Annotated in this window: 14 protein-coding genes; 2 read left to right on the top strand and 12 right to left on the bottom strand. The window is 65.8% G+C overall.

Annotated elements, in window-relative coordinates; translation table 11 throughout:
- Nucleotides 1-8: 8 nt before the first annotated feature.
- The 12 genes from V6W80_RS09485 to V6W80_RS09430 all read right to left on the bottom strand — a co-directional run bounded on the left by V6W80_RS09485 (nucleotide 9) and on the right by V6W80_RS09430 (nucleotide 11,805).
- Nucleotides 9-1,190 (bottom strand): acyl-CoA dehydrogenase family protein, encoded by a 1,182-nt coding sequence (locus tag V6W80_RS09485; protein ID WP_338546763.1) that lies wholly within the window; start codon nucleotides 1,188-1,190, stop codon nucleotides 9-11.
- The gene (locus tag V6W80_RS09480; protein WP_338546761.1) at nucleotides 1,191-2,516 is read right to left on the bottom strand and encodes an LLM class flavin-dependent oxidoreductase; all 1,326 of its coding nucleotides are present in this window, start codon (nucleotides 2,514-2,516) and stop codon (nucleotides 1,191-1,193) included. It lies immediately after the preceding gene.
- The gene (locus V6W80_RS09475) at nucleotides 2,513-3,460 is read right to left on the bottom strand and encodes an ABC transporter substrate-binding protein (RefSeq protein ID WP_338546759.1); all 948 of its coding nucleotides are present in this window, start codon (nucleotides 3,458-3,460) and stop codon (nucleotides 2,513-2,515) included. Before V6W80_RS09475 ends, V6W80_RS09480 begins: the two co-directional genes overlap by 4 nt.
- 69 nt (nucleotides 3,461-3,529) lie before the next feature.
- Entirely contained in the window at nucleotides 3,530-4,618 is a 1,089-nt protein-coding gene (locus V6W80_RS09470; RefSeq protein WP_338546758.1) for an LLM class flavin-dependent oxidoreductase, read from the bottom strand.
- 684 nt (nucleotides 4,619-5,302) lie between these two features.
- A complete protein-coding gene (locus V6W80_RS09465) occupies nucleotides 5,303-5,659 on the bottom strand; it encodes a hypothetical protein (protein WP_338546756.1) in 357 nt (118 codons plus the stop codon).
- Nucleotides 5,660-6,065: 406 nt separating this feature from the next.
- Nucleotides 6,066-6,932, bottom strand: coding sequence for an ABC transporter permease (locus V6W80_RS09460; RefSeq protein WP_338546754.1), 867 nt, complete (start codon nucleotides 6,930-6,932; stop codon nucleotides 6,066-6,068).
- Nucleotides 6,933-6,947: 15 nt separating this feature from the next.
- Entirely contained in the window at nucleotides 6,948-7,829 is an 882-nt protein-coding gene (locus tag V6W80_RS09455; protein WP_017639670.1) for an ABC transporter ATP-binding protein, read from the bottom strand.
- Nucleotides 7,830-7,843: 14 nt separating this feature from the next.
- Entirely contained in the window at nucleotides 7,844-8,725 is an 882-nt protein-coding gene (locus V6W80_RS09450) for a TauD/TfdA family dioxygenase (RefSeq protein ID WP_184290749.1), read from the bottom strand.
- 26 nt (nucleotides 8,726-8,751) lie between these two features.
- Complete coding sequence (locus V6W80_RS09445; protein ID WP_338546751.1) at nucleotides 8,752-9,759, bottom strand: ABC transporter substrate-binding protein; 1,008 nt, start codon at nucleotides 9,757-9,759, stop codon at nucleotides 8,752-8,754.
- A gap of 136 nt (nucleotides 9,760-9,895) precedes the next feature.
- Nucleotides 9,896-10,561, bottom strand: coding sequence for an aspartate/glutamate racemase family protein (locus V6W80_RS09440; protein ID WP_338546750.1), 666 nt, complete (start codon nucleotides 10,559-10,561; stop codon nucleotides 9,896-9,898).
- Nucleotides 10,562-10,617: 56 nt separating this feature from the next.
- Complete coding sequence (gene rraA, locus V6W80_RS09435) at nucleotides 10,618-11,091, bottom strand: ribonuclease E activity regulator RraA (protein WP_257706207.1); 474 nt, start codon at nucleotides 11,089-11,091, stop codon at nucleotides 10,618-10,620.
- Nucleotides 11,092-11,121: 30 nt separating this feature from the next.
- On the bottom strand, nucleotides 11,122-11,805 hold the full coding sequence (locus tag V6W80_RS09430; protein ID WP_017639665.1) for a TerC family protein: 684 nt from the start codon (nucleotides 11,803-11,805) through the stop codon (nucleotides 11,122-11,124).
- A gap of 235 nt (nucleotides 11,806-12,040) precedes the next feature.
- Between V6W80_RS09430 and acnA the strand changes: the two genes are divergently transcribed.
- Both acnA and phbB read left to right on the top strand, forming a co-directional pair.
- Nucleotides 12,041-14,728: an aconitate hydratase AcnA gene (acnA, locus tag V6W80_RS09425; protein WP_338546748.1), complete on the top strand. Its 2,688-nt coding sequence runs from the start codon at nucleotides 12,041-12,043 to the stop codon at nucleotides 14,726-14,728.
- A 160-nt stretch (nucleotides 14,729-14,888) separates the two neighbouring features.
- Nucleotides 14,889-15,632: an acetoacetyl-CoA reductase gene (gene phbB / locus V6W80_RS09420; RefSeq protein WP_017639663.1), complete on the top strand. Its 744-nt coding sequence runs from the start codon at nucleotides 14,889-14,891 to the stop codon at nucleotides 15,630-15,632.
- Nucleotides 15,633-15,636 lie beyond the last annotated feature (4 nt).

Below are 15,636 nucleotides of genomic sequence, written 5' to 3'. Positions count from 1 at the left end.
GCCTCTCGTCAGGTATAGGCACGGATATCGGGGTACTGGCCATTGACCGCATAACGGCCGACCTCCAGCACCTTGTAGGCCAGGGGGTCGTGCAGGCTGTGGGTGCGTACATCGCGCCAGAAGCGATCCAGGCCCAGGCGGTTGTGGGTGGCGCGGGCACCCAGGGCGTCGAACACCCGGGTGGTCACGTCGAGGGCGGTACGGGCGGCCAGCACCTTGGCACCGGCCACGGCAATGGCTGTCTCGCCGCGTAGCTCAGCGGTAAAGGTGTCATCCGCCGCGAGCAGGTCATCCACCCGCCCCGCCGCCACCTCGGCCAGGGCCACGGCGCCCTGCAGGGCGATCCACAGTTTGCCCACCTGGCTCAGCACCAGTTGATCTTCGCTGGCGCTGGCGGCCTGGGAATGCATCCAGGGCCGCGCCTCTTCGTGCAGATAGCGCCGCGCCTCGCGCAGCGCGCCCTGGGCGGCGCCCAGGTAGTACTGGGTGAAGGCCGACTGGTTGACCGGGGTGCGGATCACCGCGGCAAAGTCACCGGCATCTTCCAGGTCGCAGACCTGGGCCTCCTCGGCACTGGCCCAGACGTCGGTCAGGGTAAAGCTGCCACTGTCGCTGCGCGCCACGCCGAAGTGGTCCCAGTCCTCGGCATAGGCCAGCCCCCCGCGATCCCCTGGCAGGGTGACCATCAGCCGCGCCCCGCTCTGCCGGTCGCGGGCACTGATGGTGAGGCGATCGGCGAAGGCGGCGCCGCTGCAGAAGCCCTTGCGCCCGGTCAGGCGATAGCCACCGCCGGCAACGGGCGTGGCGAGGATGTCGTCATCCCGTGGATTGACCACTCCGGCCAGCCACAGCCGGCCCTCGGCGATTTCCGCCAGCAGGCGGTCGCGCCGTGGCTGGGGCTCGCGGCGCAGGTTCACCGTATTGAGCAGGTGATAGCCAAAGAGCAGGCCGACCGAGCCGTCACCGGCAGCGATCTCGCGCAGCACACGCATGGCCAGCGACCAGGGCTGGCCGGCGCCACCAAGATGCACGGGTATGACCAGGTTGGTCAGGCCGCTGTCCTTGAGTCTTTGCAGCTGGGCATCGGGACGAATGCGGTCGCGTTCGTCGGCCACCACCCGGGCAGCGAATTCCGCGCCGATCTCGCGGGCCAGCGTCAGCCAAGCCTCGGTATCCTTGATGGTGCTCATCTAGTCCTCCAGGGGGCCGAGGCCCAGGTGGTCTCTCAGGGTCGTGCCCTGGTACTGGCGTCGGAACAGGCCGCGGCGCTGCAGGTGCGGCACCACGCTTTCGCTGAACTCGACGAAGGACCCCGGCAGGTAGCCGGGGGAAATCACGAAGCCGTCGCAGCCGCCGGCTTCGAACCACTCGGCCAGCTGTTCGGCGATCTGGGCGCCGGTGCCCACCAGTTGCGGCACCCGCACGCTGGCGGCATAGCTGCGACCCAATTCGGCCAGGGTGGTCCGCGACCCCAGCGCCAGGAGTTTTTCGGCAGCGGCCGGTGGCAGGCCACCGACCTCGGCCACCTCACCCAGGGCGGTATCGAGGGTGAAGCGCGACAGGTCGATATTGAGCTGGGAGCAGAGGGTGATCAGCCCCACCTCGGGTTGCGCCAGGGCGTTGTGCCTTTCCTGCTTGGCCCGTGCTTCGGCTTCGCTGCCGCCGATGAAGGGCATGACCGAGGTGAGGATCTTGCAGCCGTCGGGGGAGCGCCCCTGCTCCAGCACCTGGCGGCGGACGTCGTCGCGAAAGGCGCGCATGGCGGCGAGGTCTGGCTGGATGGTGAAGATGGCCTCGGCCCAACGTGCGCCGAAGCGCCGGCCACGACCACTGGAGCCGGCCTGGATCAGTACCGGCCGCCCTTGCGGACTGCGCGGGATGTTGAGCGGGCCCTCCACCCGGAACCAGTCGCCCTGGTGATCGAGGGCGCGCACCTGCGCAGGGTCGGCCAGCACACCGCCTTCGCGATCCAGGCGCAGCGCCGCGGGTCCCCAACTGCGCCACAACTTGACGGCCACCTCGACGAATTCGTCGGCACGGTCGTAGCGCAGGTCGTGCTCCAGGTGGCGCTCCCTGCCGAACAGCCGGCCCTCGCTGTCGTTCATGGAGGTGACGATGTTCCAGGCGGCGCGCCCACAGGACAGGTGATCGAGGGTAGCGAAGGCCCGGGCGACATGGGCGGGTTCGTAGTAGGTGGTGGAGCGGGTGCAACCCAGCCCGAGGTGGCGGGTGTGAGCCACCAGATAGGACAACAGCGGCAGCGGATCGAGTCGGGTGGCGTCCTGGGCCCCTAGGCGCAGGGCGGTCTCCCGCGAGCCGCCGAGCTGATCGCCCACGGCCAGGCGGTCGGCGAAGAACAGGAAGTCGAACAGCCCCTCCTCCAGCGCCTTGGCCGCGCGGACGTAATAGGCCGGGTCGAGGAAGTCGCCCTGGGTTTCGGGGTGGCGCCAGACGGCGTGGCTATGGACGACCGGACCAGCCAGCAGGAAGCCGGCGAGGTGCAATTGGCGACTCATCGGCTGGCCTCCCGGGGCGCTTGCAGGTAGCGGTTGAAGCTCTGGTCATAGAGCGGCTTGACGTCGTACGGCTGTTGCAGCACCCCGGCCTTGACCAGGAAATCGGCGGTCTTCTGGCCGTCGCTCAAGGTCTGGGCGCTGATCGGCTCGACCCAGGTGGCGTCGCGGCGGAACCACCGTTCGGCGATGGCCGGATCGGAGTTGTTGCGCCTGGCCCAGGCCTGGGCATAGACGTCGACGTGGTCGCGCGCCCAGCTGCGAGCGCGTTGCAAGCGGGCGATGAAATCGCCGATGGCGGCGCGGTTCTCGTCCAGGCGCCGGGTGTTGGCCACCACATAGACCGGTGCCGGCATCAGGTCCTTGGCGGTGACCAGCACCCGTCCGCCCTGGCGCTCCACCATGCTCACGTAGGGCTCCCAGGTGGCGGTGGCATCGAGGGTGCCCTGGCTCAAGGCGGCGACCGCCTCGGTGGGCATCAGGTAGCTGTAGCGCGGGGCATCGCTGGGCAGCCCGGCCTGTTCCAACGCCGAGTAGACCAGTTGCTGGCTCCAGGAGCCCTTCCAGATGGCCACGCGCTTGCCGGCCAAGTCCGCCACCGTCTTGATGGGTGAGTCCTTGCCGACCACGATGGCAGTGCCGTCCGGACGGTTGCGGGTCACCGCCACCACCTTGATCGGCCCACCCCGGGCGGCGAGGGCGATCACCGGGGTGTCGCCGACGATGCCCAGGTCGATGGAGCCGACATTGAGCGCCTCCACCACCGGGCCACCGGCGTTGAACCTCTTCCACTGGATCTCGTACGGCAGGTCCTTGAGTTCACCTGCCTGCTCCAGCAGGGTGCTGCTGTAGTAGAACTGGTCACCGATGGTGAGGGTGACCGCCTGGGCCAGGTTGGCGGAGGTGCCAGCCAGCAGGCCGGCGGCGAGTAGCAATCCCTTGATCACGAAGGCGTCTCCTCGAAGGTATCGGGAGCGCTCCGTGGGTACGGTCGCGCAGGTGTCAGATGTCGGGGTTCAGCCGGTGCGGCGGGCACCGGCCAGGCGCGCGGCGACCTTCTGCCGGGTCAGGGGAATCAGTTCGCGGCCGTACTCGACGGCGTCGTTGAGCGGATCGAAGCCGCGGATCAGGAAGCTGTCGACGCCCAGGTCGTAGTAGTCCAGCAGGGCATCGGCCACCTGCTCGGCGGTGCCCACCAGGGCGGTGGAGTTGTGCCCGCCGCCGACCAGGGCGGCGATGCCGGTCCAGAGCCGGCGATCCACACGGTCGCCCAGGGCCACGGTATCGCGCAGACGTTGTGCCCCGACCGCTTCGGGTTTGGCGGTATGCACGGCGCCGTCGGCGGCGAGGCGCGCCTTGGCCTGCTGGCGAATGGCCTCGGCCTTGGCCCAGGCATCATCCTCGGTGTCGCCAAGGATCACCCGGAAGGACACGTTGAATTTTGGGGTACGGCCATGGCGCGCCGCCTCGGCGCGGACCGCAGCGATGGTCTCGCGGGTCTGGGCCAGGGATTCGCCCCACAGCGCGAAGACGTCGGCGTGCTTGCCGGCCACCCGCAATGCGGCTGGCGAGGAGCCGCCGAAATAGACCGGCAGGCTCGGCTGCTGCAGCGGCTTGATGGCGGAGAAGCCCTTCGCCACCCGGTAGTGCTCGCCCTCGTGATCGAAGGGCTGGGTGCTGGTCCACTCCTGGCGGACCACGTCGAGGAATTCCTCGGTGCGGGCATAGCGCTGGTCGTGGTCGAGCCAGTCGCCGTCCTTGCGCTGCTCCCCATCGCTGCCACCACTGATGATGTGCACCGCCAGGCGACCGTCGAGCAGATGATCGAGGGTCGCCAGCTTGCGCGCCGCCAGGGTCGGGGCGACGAAACCGGGACGGTGGGCCAGCAGGAACTTGAGCGTCCGGGTGGCCTGCCCCGCCAGGGCAGTGACCAGGAAGCCGTCGGGCTGATCGGACCAGTAGCCGACCAGGATGCGATCGAAGCCGGCCTGCTCGTGGGCCTGGGCGAAGCGGGTGATATAGCCCTTGTCGAAGATGGGACCGGAGGGGGCGATGATCTCCGAGGTGAGGCGGTGGCCGATCATGCCGAGGAATTGGACGCTCATGGTAGTGAATCCCGTGCCGAGGTAAGGGGACGCCTTCAGGAAGGCGTTGGCTGGGTTCCACCTTAGGCAACCAGGGCATAAGAAGGAAATTCCTTATGCGCATATCCTAATTATTGTTTTATTTGAAACATGCATTTAAAGATGGTGGCTTGCCTCATGAAGCGACGCTCTTCAAGGGTAGAAGCAGCAGTACTTCCTCGTTCCGTAGGAGCGGCCCATGGCCGCGATCGCCCAAACGATCCCAGGGCGCCTCGGCGTGGAAAAAGGCGTTAGCCTTTTCCACCAGGGCCTTCGGTGCGAGGGGCGCCCTCACCCCAGCCCTCTCCCCAAGGGAGAGGGGTTATCCGAGTGAGGCTTGAAAGTCGTTGTTCCTGGACCAAATCCGTGGCCTGTTGGGCTTCGACGATAAAGCCGTCTCAACCCAACCCACGGGGCTATGTCGTAGGTTGGGTTGAGCGCAGCGAAGCCCAACGACCAAGCGCCGTAGCGTGGAAACGGCGTAGCTTTTTTCCACCAGGTAATTCAGCCACAAGGGCGCCCTCGCCTCCACATTCTCCTGAAGGGTTAAATCGAGCGAATACCGGTCTCAGTCGATCCGAGAAGACCTCGTCGACCGCAGCCACCTGCCCGTAGGAGCGGCCCATGGCCGCGATTGGCCAATCACTCATACTACGCTGACGATCTTCAAAGCCAGGCCGTAGCCGCCAACCCCAGGGCGCCGAGGATGAAACCTACCAGAGCGCCCCGACCCGGTACCTCCTGGAATAGCAGCCAGATCAGCAATGGCTCGCAGACCAATAACACCAGTACGGAAACGACCGCGACCACCCAGATATCACCGGTAGCCCGATAGCCCAGGCCGTAGGCCAGCAACAGGCAGAAACCGGAAAAGCAAGCGAGCCCCGCCAATAGCAGCGCATCATGCCAATCGAAACCGACCGCAGCCGCCAACCGCGCCGCTGCCAATTCGGCGTAGATGATGCAGCCTTCGCCGATGATCATCAGGGCGATGGCGAAGATTCCAAGCACTTCTTTGGACATGAAAGACCTTCCTTTTGGACCGAGCGGACTGACGCTGTGTCGTGATGCACACCGCGCTCAGATGGGGTACTGAGGTCGATGCAGTCAGTGACGTCAGGGGCTCGATACGGAAGGCATACATGAGCGAAACCTCTGTGAGGGAGTGGCTCTATTAAGGCTAGATCAGGGTAAAGCGGTAGAACAGCGGCGGGTTATCGGTGTTGGAGGATGTTGGCTTTTGAACAGAAATTCTTCATAGGAGCGATAGCCCTGCGGACCGCCAGGAGTGCAAGCCGCCATGTACTACTGGCGAACAGCAACCCGCGATCTGTTGAGCTTCGACGATAAAGCCGTCTCGACCCAACCTACGGGGCTATGCCGTAGGTTGGGTTGAGCGCAGCGAAGCCCAACAAGAAGATACCCAGCCCTACCGCTGCATCCCCCACTTCTTCACCGTCAGCCGCTCCAAGGTGGCGAACACCAGGCCTTCCACCAGCAGGCCAATGATGATCACCGCGGCGAGGCCAGCGAAGACGCGGTCGGTGTAGAGCTCGTTGCGATTCTGGAAGATGTACCAGCCCAGGCCGCCCTTGCCGCTGGAGGCGCCGAACACCAGCTCGGCGGCGATCAGGGTGCGCCAGGCGAAGGCCCAGCCGATCTTGAGGCCCGAGACGATGGCCGGCAACGCCGCCGGGATGAGGATCAGCCCGACGTACCTCAGCCCCTTGAGGCCATAGTTGCGCCCGGCCATGCGCAGGGTGTCGGAGACGCCGAGAAAGCCCGAGTAGGTGTTCAGCGCCATGGGCCAGAGCACCGAATGCACCAGCACGAACACCAGGCTGTTTTCGCCCAGGCCGAACCAGAGCAGCGCAAGCGGCAACAAGGCGATGGCCGGCAGCGGATTGAACATCGAGGTCAGGGTGCCGAGCAGGTCGCGACCGAACTGGGTGGAGACGGCCAGGGCGCTCAGCGCCAGGGCCAGCACCACGCCCAGCAGATAGCCCTTGAGCAAGGTACCCAGAGAGATGGCGACCTTGGCTGGTAACTCACCAGTGACCAGCCCATCCCAGAAGGCCGCGGCGGTCTGCAGGAAGCTGGGCAGCAGCAGGTCGTTGCCCTGCCAGCGGGCGGCCACTTCCCAGGCCAGCATGAGGATCGCCAGGATCACCAGCTTGCGCAGCCAGGCCTGGCTCCACAGGCGCGTGGTCAGAGGGAGCTCCACCGCCAGCGGCAAGTCGTTGAGGGGCGCGAGGTCCCGTTGGTATTCGGCCCGCACCGGGGGCTGTCGAGTCATGGGTCTACCTCGAAACTAGTAGGAAATGCGGCCCTGGACGATGGCCTGCTGCAGGCGCAGGCGCTCGTCGGCGACCTCCGGCGGCAGGGTCTGAACGTCGTCGGGGAACAGCAGGTTGTGGATGCGCAGCGCGGTGCTCTGGAATTCGGCGCCGCCGAAGTCCTCAAGGCCGAACTGGTGGCAGTTGAGTTCCGCGCGGACCCGGCCCGGATGGGGCGACAGCAGCAGGATGCGATTGCCCACCACCAGCGCCTCTTCGATGGAGTGGGTGACGAACAGCAGGGTGAAGCGCACCTCGTCCCAAAGCGCCAGGAGTTCTTCCTGCATCTTGCGCCGGGTTAGGGCATCCAGCGCAGCGAACGGTTCGTCCATCAGCAGGATCTTGGGCTGCATGGCGAGGGCGCGGGCGATGGCCACCCGCTGCTTCATGCCGCCGGAAAGATGATGCGGATAGGCGTCGACGAAGCGCGCCAGGCCGACCTTGTCCAGGTAGTGCAGCGCCCGCTCGCGCGCCTCGCCACGACTGGCCTGGCGACTGGCGAGCAGCGGGAACATGGTGTTCTCCAGCACCGTCTTCCACGGCGGCAGCTGGTCGAATTCCTGGAACACCACGATGCGATCCGGCCCCGGTCCCTTGACCGGCTGGCCGTCCAGACGGATCTCGCCGTGCAGCGGCGGCAGAAAGCCCGCCACCGACTTGAGCAGACTGGACTTGCCGCAGCCGGACGGCCCGAGCAGCACGAAACGGTCGGCGCCATGCACCTCGAAAGATACCTGGTGGGTAGCCCGCACCCGGCGTTCGCGGGTGCGGTATTCGAGGTCGAGATCCTGCACCTGCAGCAGCGGCTGGGTCTGCGCCAGGGTCAGGTGCGGACGGGAAGCTAGAGGGGCATTCATGGTCGTCTCCTCCCTTAAAACGGCGCATCGCCCTGGATGGTCGTGCGATACAGCTTGCGCCGCAGATGATTGGGGCAGCCGGCCGCCAGGTGCAGCAGCGAGCGGTTGTCCCAGAACACCAGGTCGTGGGGTTGCCATTGGTGGCGATAGAGGTGCTCGGGCTTGACGCTGTGGGCATGCAGCTCGGCCAGCAGCTCGCGACTCTCGTCTTCCGGCAGGCCGACGATGTGGGTGGTGAAGCCCTCGCTGACGAACAGCGCCTTGCGGCCATTTTCCGGATGAGTACGTACCACCGGATGCACCACCGCCTTGACCTCGGCCAGCTGCGCGGCGGTCAGGGTCGGCCGCCAGTTGCCCTCGAACTTGGGCTTGGCGTAGGTGGCGGTATAGGAATGCTCGGCCTGGAGACCCTCGACCTGGCGCTTGAGCGCCGCTGGCAGGGTGTCGTAGGCCAGGTGCATGTTGGCGAAGAGGGTATCGCCGCCCTCTTCCGGCAATTCCTGGGCATGCAGCATGGAACCCAGGCTCGGCAGCTCCTTGTAGGAGAGATCCGAGTGCCAGAACTTACCAGCATCGCCCAGGCCGATCGGCTGACCGCCTTCGACGATGTTGGAGACGATGAGGATCTCCGGGTGGCCGGCCAGGTGGAATTGCTTGAGCACATGGATCTGCAACTCACCGAAGCGGCGACTGAAGGCGATTTGCTCTTCGGGGGTGATGCGCTGGTCGCGGAACACCACCACATGGTGGTCCAGGTGGGCGCGATGAACGCGGGCGAAGTCTTCGGCATTGAGCGGCTGGGCCAGATCGATGCCGAGGATCTCGGCGCCCAGGTTGCCGAAGGGCCGGATCTCGAAAGTCTGGCCGGCGGCCGGACGGGGGGATGCGAGAGTCATTGGAGTGTTCTCCTTGGTGGTCCAGCTCAGCTGCCGGGACGCTCGTGGGCTTCGGGGAAGAAGTAGTCCTGCCAGGCGGCAGCCTGGTGTTTCAGCACGCCCAGCTCATGCAGCTTCTGGGCGTAGACGAAGGTCCGCTGGGGCTCGACGGTGAACTCGATCTCCGGGTCCTCGACGATGCGCTGCACCAGGGCCAGCGGCAGCTTGGAATGCTCGACGCGGATATAGGCCTCGGCGGCCGCGGCCTTGTTGGCGCGGATGAAGGCGGCAGCCTCTACCAAGGCGCCGTAGAAGGCGCGGTAGGTCTTGGGGTTCTCGTCGTGGAATTTCTCGGTGGTGTAGAGCACGTTGAAGGTGCCCGGACCGCCGAGGACGTCGTAGCTGCTGAGGATGCGATGGACCCGCGGATTCTCCAGCGCCTGGTACTGGAACGGCGGGCTGGAGAAATGGGTAGTGATCTCCGCACCACCCGCCATCAGGGCAGCGCTAGCATCCGGGTGCGGCAGACTCACGCTGATGGCATCGAATTTCTTGAACTGGGCGTCGCCGAAGACCTTGGCAGTCTCGATCTGCAGGGTGCGCGACTGGAAGCCCACGCCCGCCGCCGGCACGGCGATGCGATCCTGGTCGGTCAAATCCTTTATCGACCTGACCTCGGCGCGATTGCTCAGCAGGAAGTTGGGCATGGCGCCCAGGGCGGCGATGGCCTTGACGTTCTGTCGTCCGCGGGTGCGATCCCAGACCGTCAGCATCGGCGGTACCCCGGCGGAGACCACGTCGAGCGAGCCGGCCAGCAGCGCCTCGTTCATGGCAGTGGCGCCGGAGATGCTGTTCCAGTCCACCTGGATATCCAGGCCGGCGGCCTTGCCGTGCTTCTCGATCAACTGCTGATCGCGCACCACGTCGAGGATCAGATAGCCGATACCGAATTGCTGGGCGATGCTGATCCTGCCCTCGGCGGCGGCACTGCCCGCGAAGCCCAGGGCACCTACCACGGCGGCGATCACCGCCAAGCCCTTCCCTACCCTGCTCATCCTTACGCTCCGTGCCGACTGGCCATCCGAAAGCGTTATAGGCTAATGAGCTGTTATAACTTTTGGTAAAGACGGAATTTGACTAACCATATGCACGGAGATGCGGGACCGGGTGAATTCGATCGCTGGAAAGGTCCTAGCCTTCAAGCAGCTGTCGCAGCCGCCGCACGGCGCTGGCCGGTGTGGTAAGCACCGAGCCGCCCCAGGCGGCTTCGCTGGCCGATTGCGCGGCGGTCATGGAAAACTGCGCGAAGCAGAGCACGTCATAGTCGCCGCGTAGCCGCTCGGCAGCCGCGGCGATAAGGGCGTCGTGGCGGGCCTGGTCACCCGCATGCAGGGCTTCCAGCGCGCCTTCGCAGAGGATCGGTGTGATGTCCGCTGCCTGACCACGGCCGCTTGCCTCGAGTTCGAAGTCGTTGACGATGACCGCGCCCGCCGGACCGAAGGTGGTCAGGGCGGCGATGCGCCCGCCTTTGGCCAGGGCCTCCTGCACCATGGCCTCGTTGGGCTTGAGGACCGGTCGATGATAGCGGCGCTGGCAGGCTTCGATAGCGCTGGAAAAGGCCGAGCAGGTAAAGAGCACGGCATCGGCCTGGGCGCGAAAGGCATGCTCGGCCAGGTCTTGGATGCGCTGGTCCAGCGCTGTCGTACTGCCGCCAGCGGTGCTGGCGTCTTTCGACAGCGAGTCGTCCCAGAGATCGAAGCGCAGCGCCTCGGGCCAACCCTGGGCGAAGGCCGCGTTGATGGGCTCGATGGCGATGCGGGTGGCGTGGATCAGAAAGATCCGTTTGGCGGCGGTCATGGCGAAAGCACTCGTGAAGGGCCGCCAGAACGGCGGCTGGTAGCTGGCAGAAGCGCCTAGCGGACGTCGAGGATGATCACGCCGTCGGCATCGGCATAGAGTTGATCACCACTGCGGATCGTCTGCCCGGCGAAGGTCACCGCCTCGCCGATCTGGCCTTCGTTGCGCTTGACCGATTTGCGCGGCGAGACGCCCAGTGCCTTGACCGCCAGCGGTAGTCCCGCCAGCACCGCCTTGTCGCGGACCTGGCCATAGATGAGCGCACCGGCCCAGCCGTTCTTCATCAAGTCCTCGGCGATGATGTCGCCGAGCAGCGCGCAACGGTCGCTGCCACCACCATCGACCACCAGCACGCGTCCCTCGCCCGGCTGCTGGCTCAATTCCTTGATCCGCGAGTTGTCCTCGAAGCACCTGACCGTCAGCGCCGGTCCGGCGAAATCGGTGCGACCGCCCAGGTCCTGGAAGATCGGCTGCAGGACTCGCGCCTGGTCGCCATGCTCGTCGCACAGGTCGGTGGTCTTGAAGGTCATGGTGATGCTCCTTGGTGGTCGAAAGATCGGTCAGGCCGTAACCGTTCGCCGTGCCAGTAGCTGGCCGGTCACGAGCACGATGAGGACGCCGGCGACGCCGGCCGCATAGGGAACCCAGTGCAGGTCTCCGGTACCGAGCCAAGCCTGCAGGAGTTCGTCGCTGGCGATCAGCTTGCCGGCGATCCAGCCGAGCAGGGCCGCCCCGGCCATGACCAGCCAGCGGAAGCGTTCCATCAGGCGCAGGATGAGCTGGCTGCCGAAGATGATGATGGGGATGCTGATGAGCACCCCGGTGACGGCCAGGCCTAGATGGCCCTGGGCTGCGCCGGCCACGGCGATGACGTTGTCCAGACTCATCACCACATCGGCCACCATGATGATCCAGATGGCCTGGCCCAGGGTGGTACCGGCCTTGACGTCGGCCTCGTCATTCTCGGGCACCAGCAACTTGATGCCGATCCACAGCAGCAGCACGCCGCCCACCACCTTGAGCAGTGGCCAGCCCAGCACGTAGCTGGCGACGAACAGCAGCAGGATGCGCAGGATCACGGCACCCGCCACCCCGCCCAGGATGGCCTTGCGGCGTTGCGCTTCCGGCAGACGCCGACAGGCCAGGGCGATCACCACGGCGTTGTCGCCGCCGAGCAGGATATCGATGATGACGATCTGGAGCAGACTGGTCAGGAAGACCGGATCGGACAGGGCGGTAAGCAAGGTGGACCTCGTCTATTTAGGAGCTGACGTCCCTTGGGCAGCAACAGCCCGTAATGATTTCAGGTCACTATTATTGTCTTTTATATCAATAACGAACAATATTGGCCATGCCTGAATTCCAGCGTTCGCCGACCGAGAACGCTGCGTTAGCCAGATACCAATTTCGAGTGACGGCCTGCTTTCCTAGCATGGCGCTCACACCGCCCACGATCACGACAACCAGACCGGACAGCCCATGAAGTTTGCCCTGGATTCCACCTACACCGGCCAGCTCACCCTCGGCGACCGGCATTACGCCTATGTCGACCTCAAGCGTCTGTTCGACGCCGACACCCTGGCGCGCCTGCCCTACTCCCTGCGTCTGCTGGTGGAAAACGTCGCCCGCTGCTTTCCCGAGGCGCTACCGCCGGTGCTGGCCCGTGCCCGTGGCGAAGGCCCGCCATGCGAGGCGCCCTTCCTGCCCAACCGCCTGATGTTCCACGACACCACCTGCCTGCCCGCCCTGGCCGACTTCGCCGGCATGCGCGACATGGTGGCCGAACTGGGCGGCGATCCGAGCCGGATGAATCCACGCATCCCGGCGGTGCTGACCATCGACCACTCGGTGATCGTCGAACGCTTCGCCGAGCCGGACGCGGTGGAAGCCAATCTGGACATCGACTACCGCCGCAACACCGAGCGCTACCAGTTCATCAAGTGGGCGCAGAAGAGCCTGGACAACTTCAAGGTGGTTCCACCGGGCACCGGCATCATCCACCAGGTCAACATGGAGTCCCTGGGCACCGTGGTCTGGGAAAGCGAGACCAGCGACGGCCAACCGCTGCTGCACCCGGACGACATGGTCGCCACCGACAGCCATACGCCGATGATCAACGCCATCGGCATCCTCGGTTGGGGCGTGGGCGGTCTGGAAGGCCAGGCGGCCATGCTGGGCGAGCCGGTACCGATCAGTTTTCCCGAGGTCATCGGTATCCGTGTGACCAATGCGCTACGTCCGGGGGTGACCGCCACTGACCTTTCCTTGAAAGTCACCCAGTTGCTGCGCCAGCGCGGCGTGGTGGGCAAGTTCGTCGAGTTCTGCGGACCGGGCCTGTCGGGCCTGAGCTGGGCCGCCCGCGGCACCCTCTCCAACATGGCACCGGAATACGGCGCGACCGTGGTGTTCTTCCCCTTCGATACGGTGACCATGGAGTACCTCGAGCTCACTGGCCGCACCCCAGAGCTGCGCGAGCGGGTCGCGGCCTACCTGGAAGCCCAGACCCTGTGGCGCCACGACAGCGATCCCGAGCCGGTCTTCACCGAGGTCATTCCGCTGGACCTCGCCAGCATCGAGCCCAGCGTGGCCGGTCCGCACCAGCCGCACCAATGGCAACCGCTGGCCAAAGCCCGCGACTCCTTTCGAGCCGAGGTGCCGACCAACCCGGACGCCGGTCTGATCGCGCGTTCCACCGGAGCTACGGCGGACTACTTCGAGCCGAGCTTCGGCCAGCCGCTGACCCATGGTGCCATCTCCATCGCCGCCATCACCAGCTGCACCAACACCGCCAACCCCAGCCAGATGATCCAGGCCGGTCTCCTGGCGCGAAGGGCGCGCGAACGTGGCCTCACCCGCAAGCCCTGGGTAAAGACCTCGCTCTCCCCTGGCTCTCGCGTGGTGGCGGACTACCTGCGCGAGGCCGATCTGCTGAGCGACTTCGCCGCCCTCGGTTTCGACCTGGCCGGCTTCGGCTGCATGACCTGCATCGGCAACTCGGGCACCTTCGAAGCCCACATGGAAGCCTTCGCCGACCAGGGCCTGAAGACAGTGGTGGTGCTCTCGGGCAATCGCAATTTCGAAGGTCGGGTCAATCCCAAGGCGCAGTTCGGTTACCTCGCCTCGCCGGCCCTGGTGGTCGCCTATGCCCTGGCGGGCAGCATCGACGTCGATCTCGAACAGGCCGTGCTGGGGCTGGATCAAGCCGGTCAGCCCGTCTACCTACGCGATCTGCTGCCGGGCGATGACGAGGTCCAGGCGCTGGTCCGCGAGACAGTGCGCCCGGAGTTGTTCCGCCAGCGCAACGCCACTCTCTGGGATGGGACCCACCACTGGCAGGCGTTGTCCGCCGAGGGCAGCGTGCGCTTTCCCTGGTCGCCCAGCTCGACCTATCTGCGCCGGCCGATCTATCTGCAGGGGATCACCCCAGAGCCGCCCACGTCGTTGGCCGTGCGCGACGCCCGCACGCTGATGGTGCTGGGCGACAACATCACTACCGACCACATCTCGCCCGCCAGTGCCATCCCCCTGGACAGCCCGGCGGGCCGTTGGTTGGTCGCCCATGGCGAGGCGCCGGAAGACCTCAACCAGTATTCGACCCGGCGCAGCAATCACGAGGTGATGATGCGCGGTGCCTTCGTCAACCGCGCGGTGAAGAATCGCCTGCTGCCGGCGCATCCGGGCCAGGGCGGCTGGGCGCGGGCGGCGGACGGCGAGGTATTGCCGGTGTACGACGCCGCCCTCAGCTGGGTTCGCCAGGGCAGGCCACTGGTTGTGTTCGCCGGCCTCAACTACGGCGCCGGCTCCAGTCGCGACTGGGCGGCCAAGGCGCAGGCTACCCTGGGGGTTCGGCTGGTGGTGGCGCAGAGCTTCGAGCGCATCCACCGCAGCAACCTGATCGGCATGGGCATCTTCCCGGTGCGCTTCCCCGCCGGGCAGGGCGCCGAAAGCCTGCGCCTGAGCGGTGACGAGCGCTTGGACTTCGCCGGGCTGGATGAACTGCGGGTAGGCATCAACCTCATCAGGCTGCAGATCACCCGCCCGGATGGCCAGAGTGACAGCGTCACCCTGGAACTGCCGCTGGATTCCAACCAGGAGATCCTCTACCTGCGCCAGGGCGGCATCCTGCCCTACGTGATCCGCAAGACCCTGAGCGAAGGACGGATGTGAATCCAGGGCCTCGCTAGCTCGAGGCCGAAACGCCCAAACCCACCGAAAGCTACCGCCCATCCTCATAATTGTATCTTGTGTATTTACAAGACAATTCGATTCATCTTACCGTGCCTTACACGGCTCACGCCCGACAAGAACGACAACAGGAGAGCTACACATGAGCAAGCGCATCGCTTTCGTCACCGCCGGTATGGGCGGATTGGGAACCGCCGTCTGCCAACGCCTGGCTCGGGACGGCTTCACCGTCATCGCCGGCTGCGGTCCGGACTCACCGCTCAAGGCCGACTGGCTGGAACAGCAACGCAAGCTGGGCTTCGACTTCATCGCGGCCGAAGGGAACGTCGCTGACTGGGAATCCACCCGCGCTGCCTTTGCCAAGATTCGCGACGAGGTCGGCCCCGTCGATGTCCTGGTCAACAACGCCGGTACCGCCTGCAACGTGGTGTTCCGCGACATGCAACCGGGTGACTGGCAGACGGTGATCGATACCAACCTCAACTCCCTGTTCAACGTCACCCGCCAGGTGATCGATGGCATGACCTCCCGCGGCTGGGGACGGATCATCAACATCTCCTCGGTCAACGCCCAGCTCGGTCAGGTCGGCCAGGTCAACTATTCCACCGCCAAGTCGGCGATCCGCGGCTTCACCCGCGCCCTGGCCCGCGAGCTGGCGGCCCGCGGGGTCACGGTCAACACCGTCTCGCCCGGCTACATCGCCACGCCACGGCTCAAGGCCCTGACCCGCACCGAACTCATGGATCGCATCGTCCACGAGATCCCCATGCGCCGCCTGGGCACGCCGGAAGAGATCGCCTCCATGTGCTCCTGGCTGGCGTCGGACGAATCGGCCTTCGCCACCGGCGCGGACTTCTCCCTCAATGGCGGTCTCCACATGAGCTGATCGC

The sequence above is a fragment of the Pseudomonas benzopyrenica genome, assembly GCF_036884265.1.
GTDB classification, from domain to species: Bacteria; Pseudomonadota; Gammaproteobacteria; order Pseudomonadales; family Pseudomonadaceae; genus Chryseomonas; species Chryseomonas benzopyrenica.
The sequence above is the reverse complement of the archived record's forward strand: the minus strand, read 5'-3'. Positions and strand labels throughout refer to the sequence as shown.

Bases quoted from the DNA above. Each gene is read 5' to 3' on its own strand.
- V6W80_RS09485 (WP_338546763.1), bottom strand. From the start codon at position 1,190: ATGAGCACCATCAAGGATACCGAGGCTTGGCTGACGCTGGCCCGCGAG.
- V6W80_RS09480 (WP_338546761.1), bottom strand. From the start codon at position 2,516: ATGAGTCGCCAATTGCACCTCGCCGGCTTCCTGCTGGCTGGTCCGGTC.
- V6W80_RS09470 (WP_338546758.1), bottom strand. From the start codon at position 4,618: ATGAGCGTCCAATTCCTCGGCATGATCGGCCACCGCCTCACCTCGGAG.
- V6W80_RS09465 (WP_338546756.1), bottom strand. From the start codon at position 5,659: ATGTCCAAAGAAGTGCTTGGAATCTTCGCCATCGCCCTGATGATCATC.
- V6W80_RS09460 (WP_338546754.1), bottom strand. From the start codon at position 6,932: ATGACTCGACAGCCCCCGGTGCGGGCCGAATACCAACGGGACCTCGCG.
- V6W80_RS09455 (WP_017639670.1), bottom strand. From the start codon at position 7,829: ATGAATGCCCCTCTAGCTTCCCGTCCGCACCTGACCCTGGCGCAGACC.
- V6W80_RS09450 (WP_184290749.1), bottom strand. From the start codon at position 8,725: ATGACTCTCGCATCCCCCCGTCCGGCCGCCGGCCAGACTTTCGAGATC.
- V6W80_RS09445 (WP_338546751.1), bottom strand. From the start codon at position 9,759: ATGAGCAGGGTAGGGAAGGGCTTGGCGGTGATCGCCGCCGTGGTAGGT.
- V6W80_RS09440 (WP_338546750.1), bottom strand. From the start codon at position 10,561: ATGACCGCCGCCAAACGGATCTTTCTGATCCACGCCACCCGCATCGCC.
- rraA (WP_257706207.1), bottom strand. From the start codon at position 11,091: ATGACCTTCAAGACCACCGACCTGTGCGACGAGCATGGCGACCAGGCG.
- acnA (WP_338546748.1), top strand. From the start codon at position 12,041: ATGAAGTTTGCCCTGGATTCCACCTACACCGGCCAGCTCACCCTCGGC.
- phbB (WP_017639663.1), top strand. From the start codon at position 14,889: ATGAGCAAGCGCATCGCTTTCGTCACCGCCGGTATGGGCGGATTGGGA.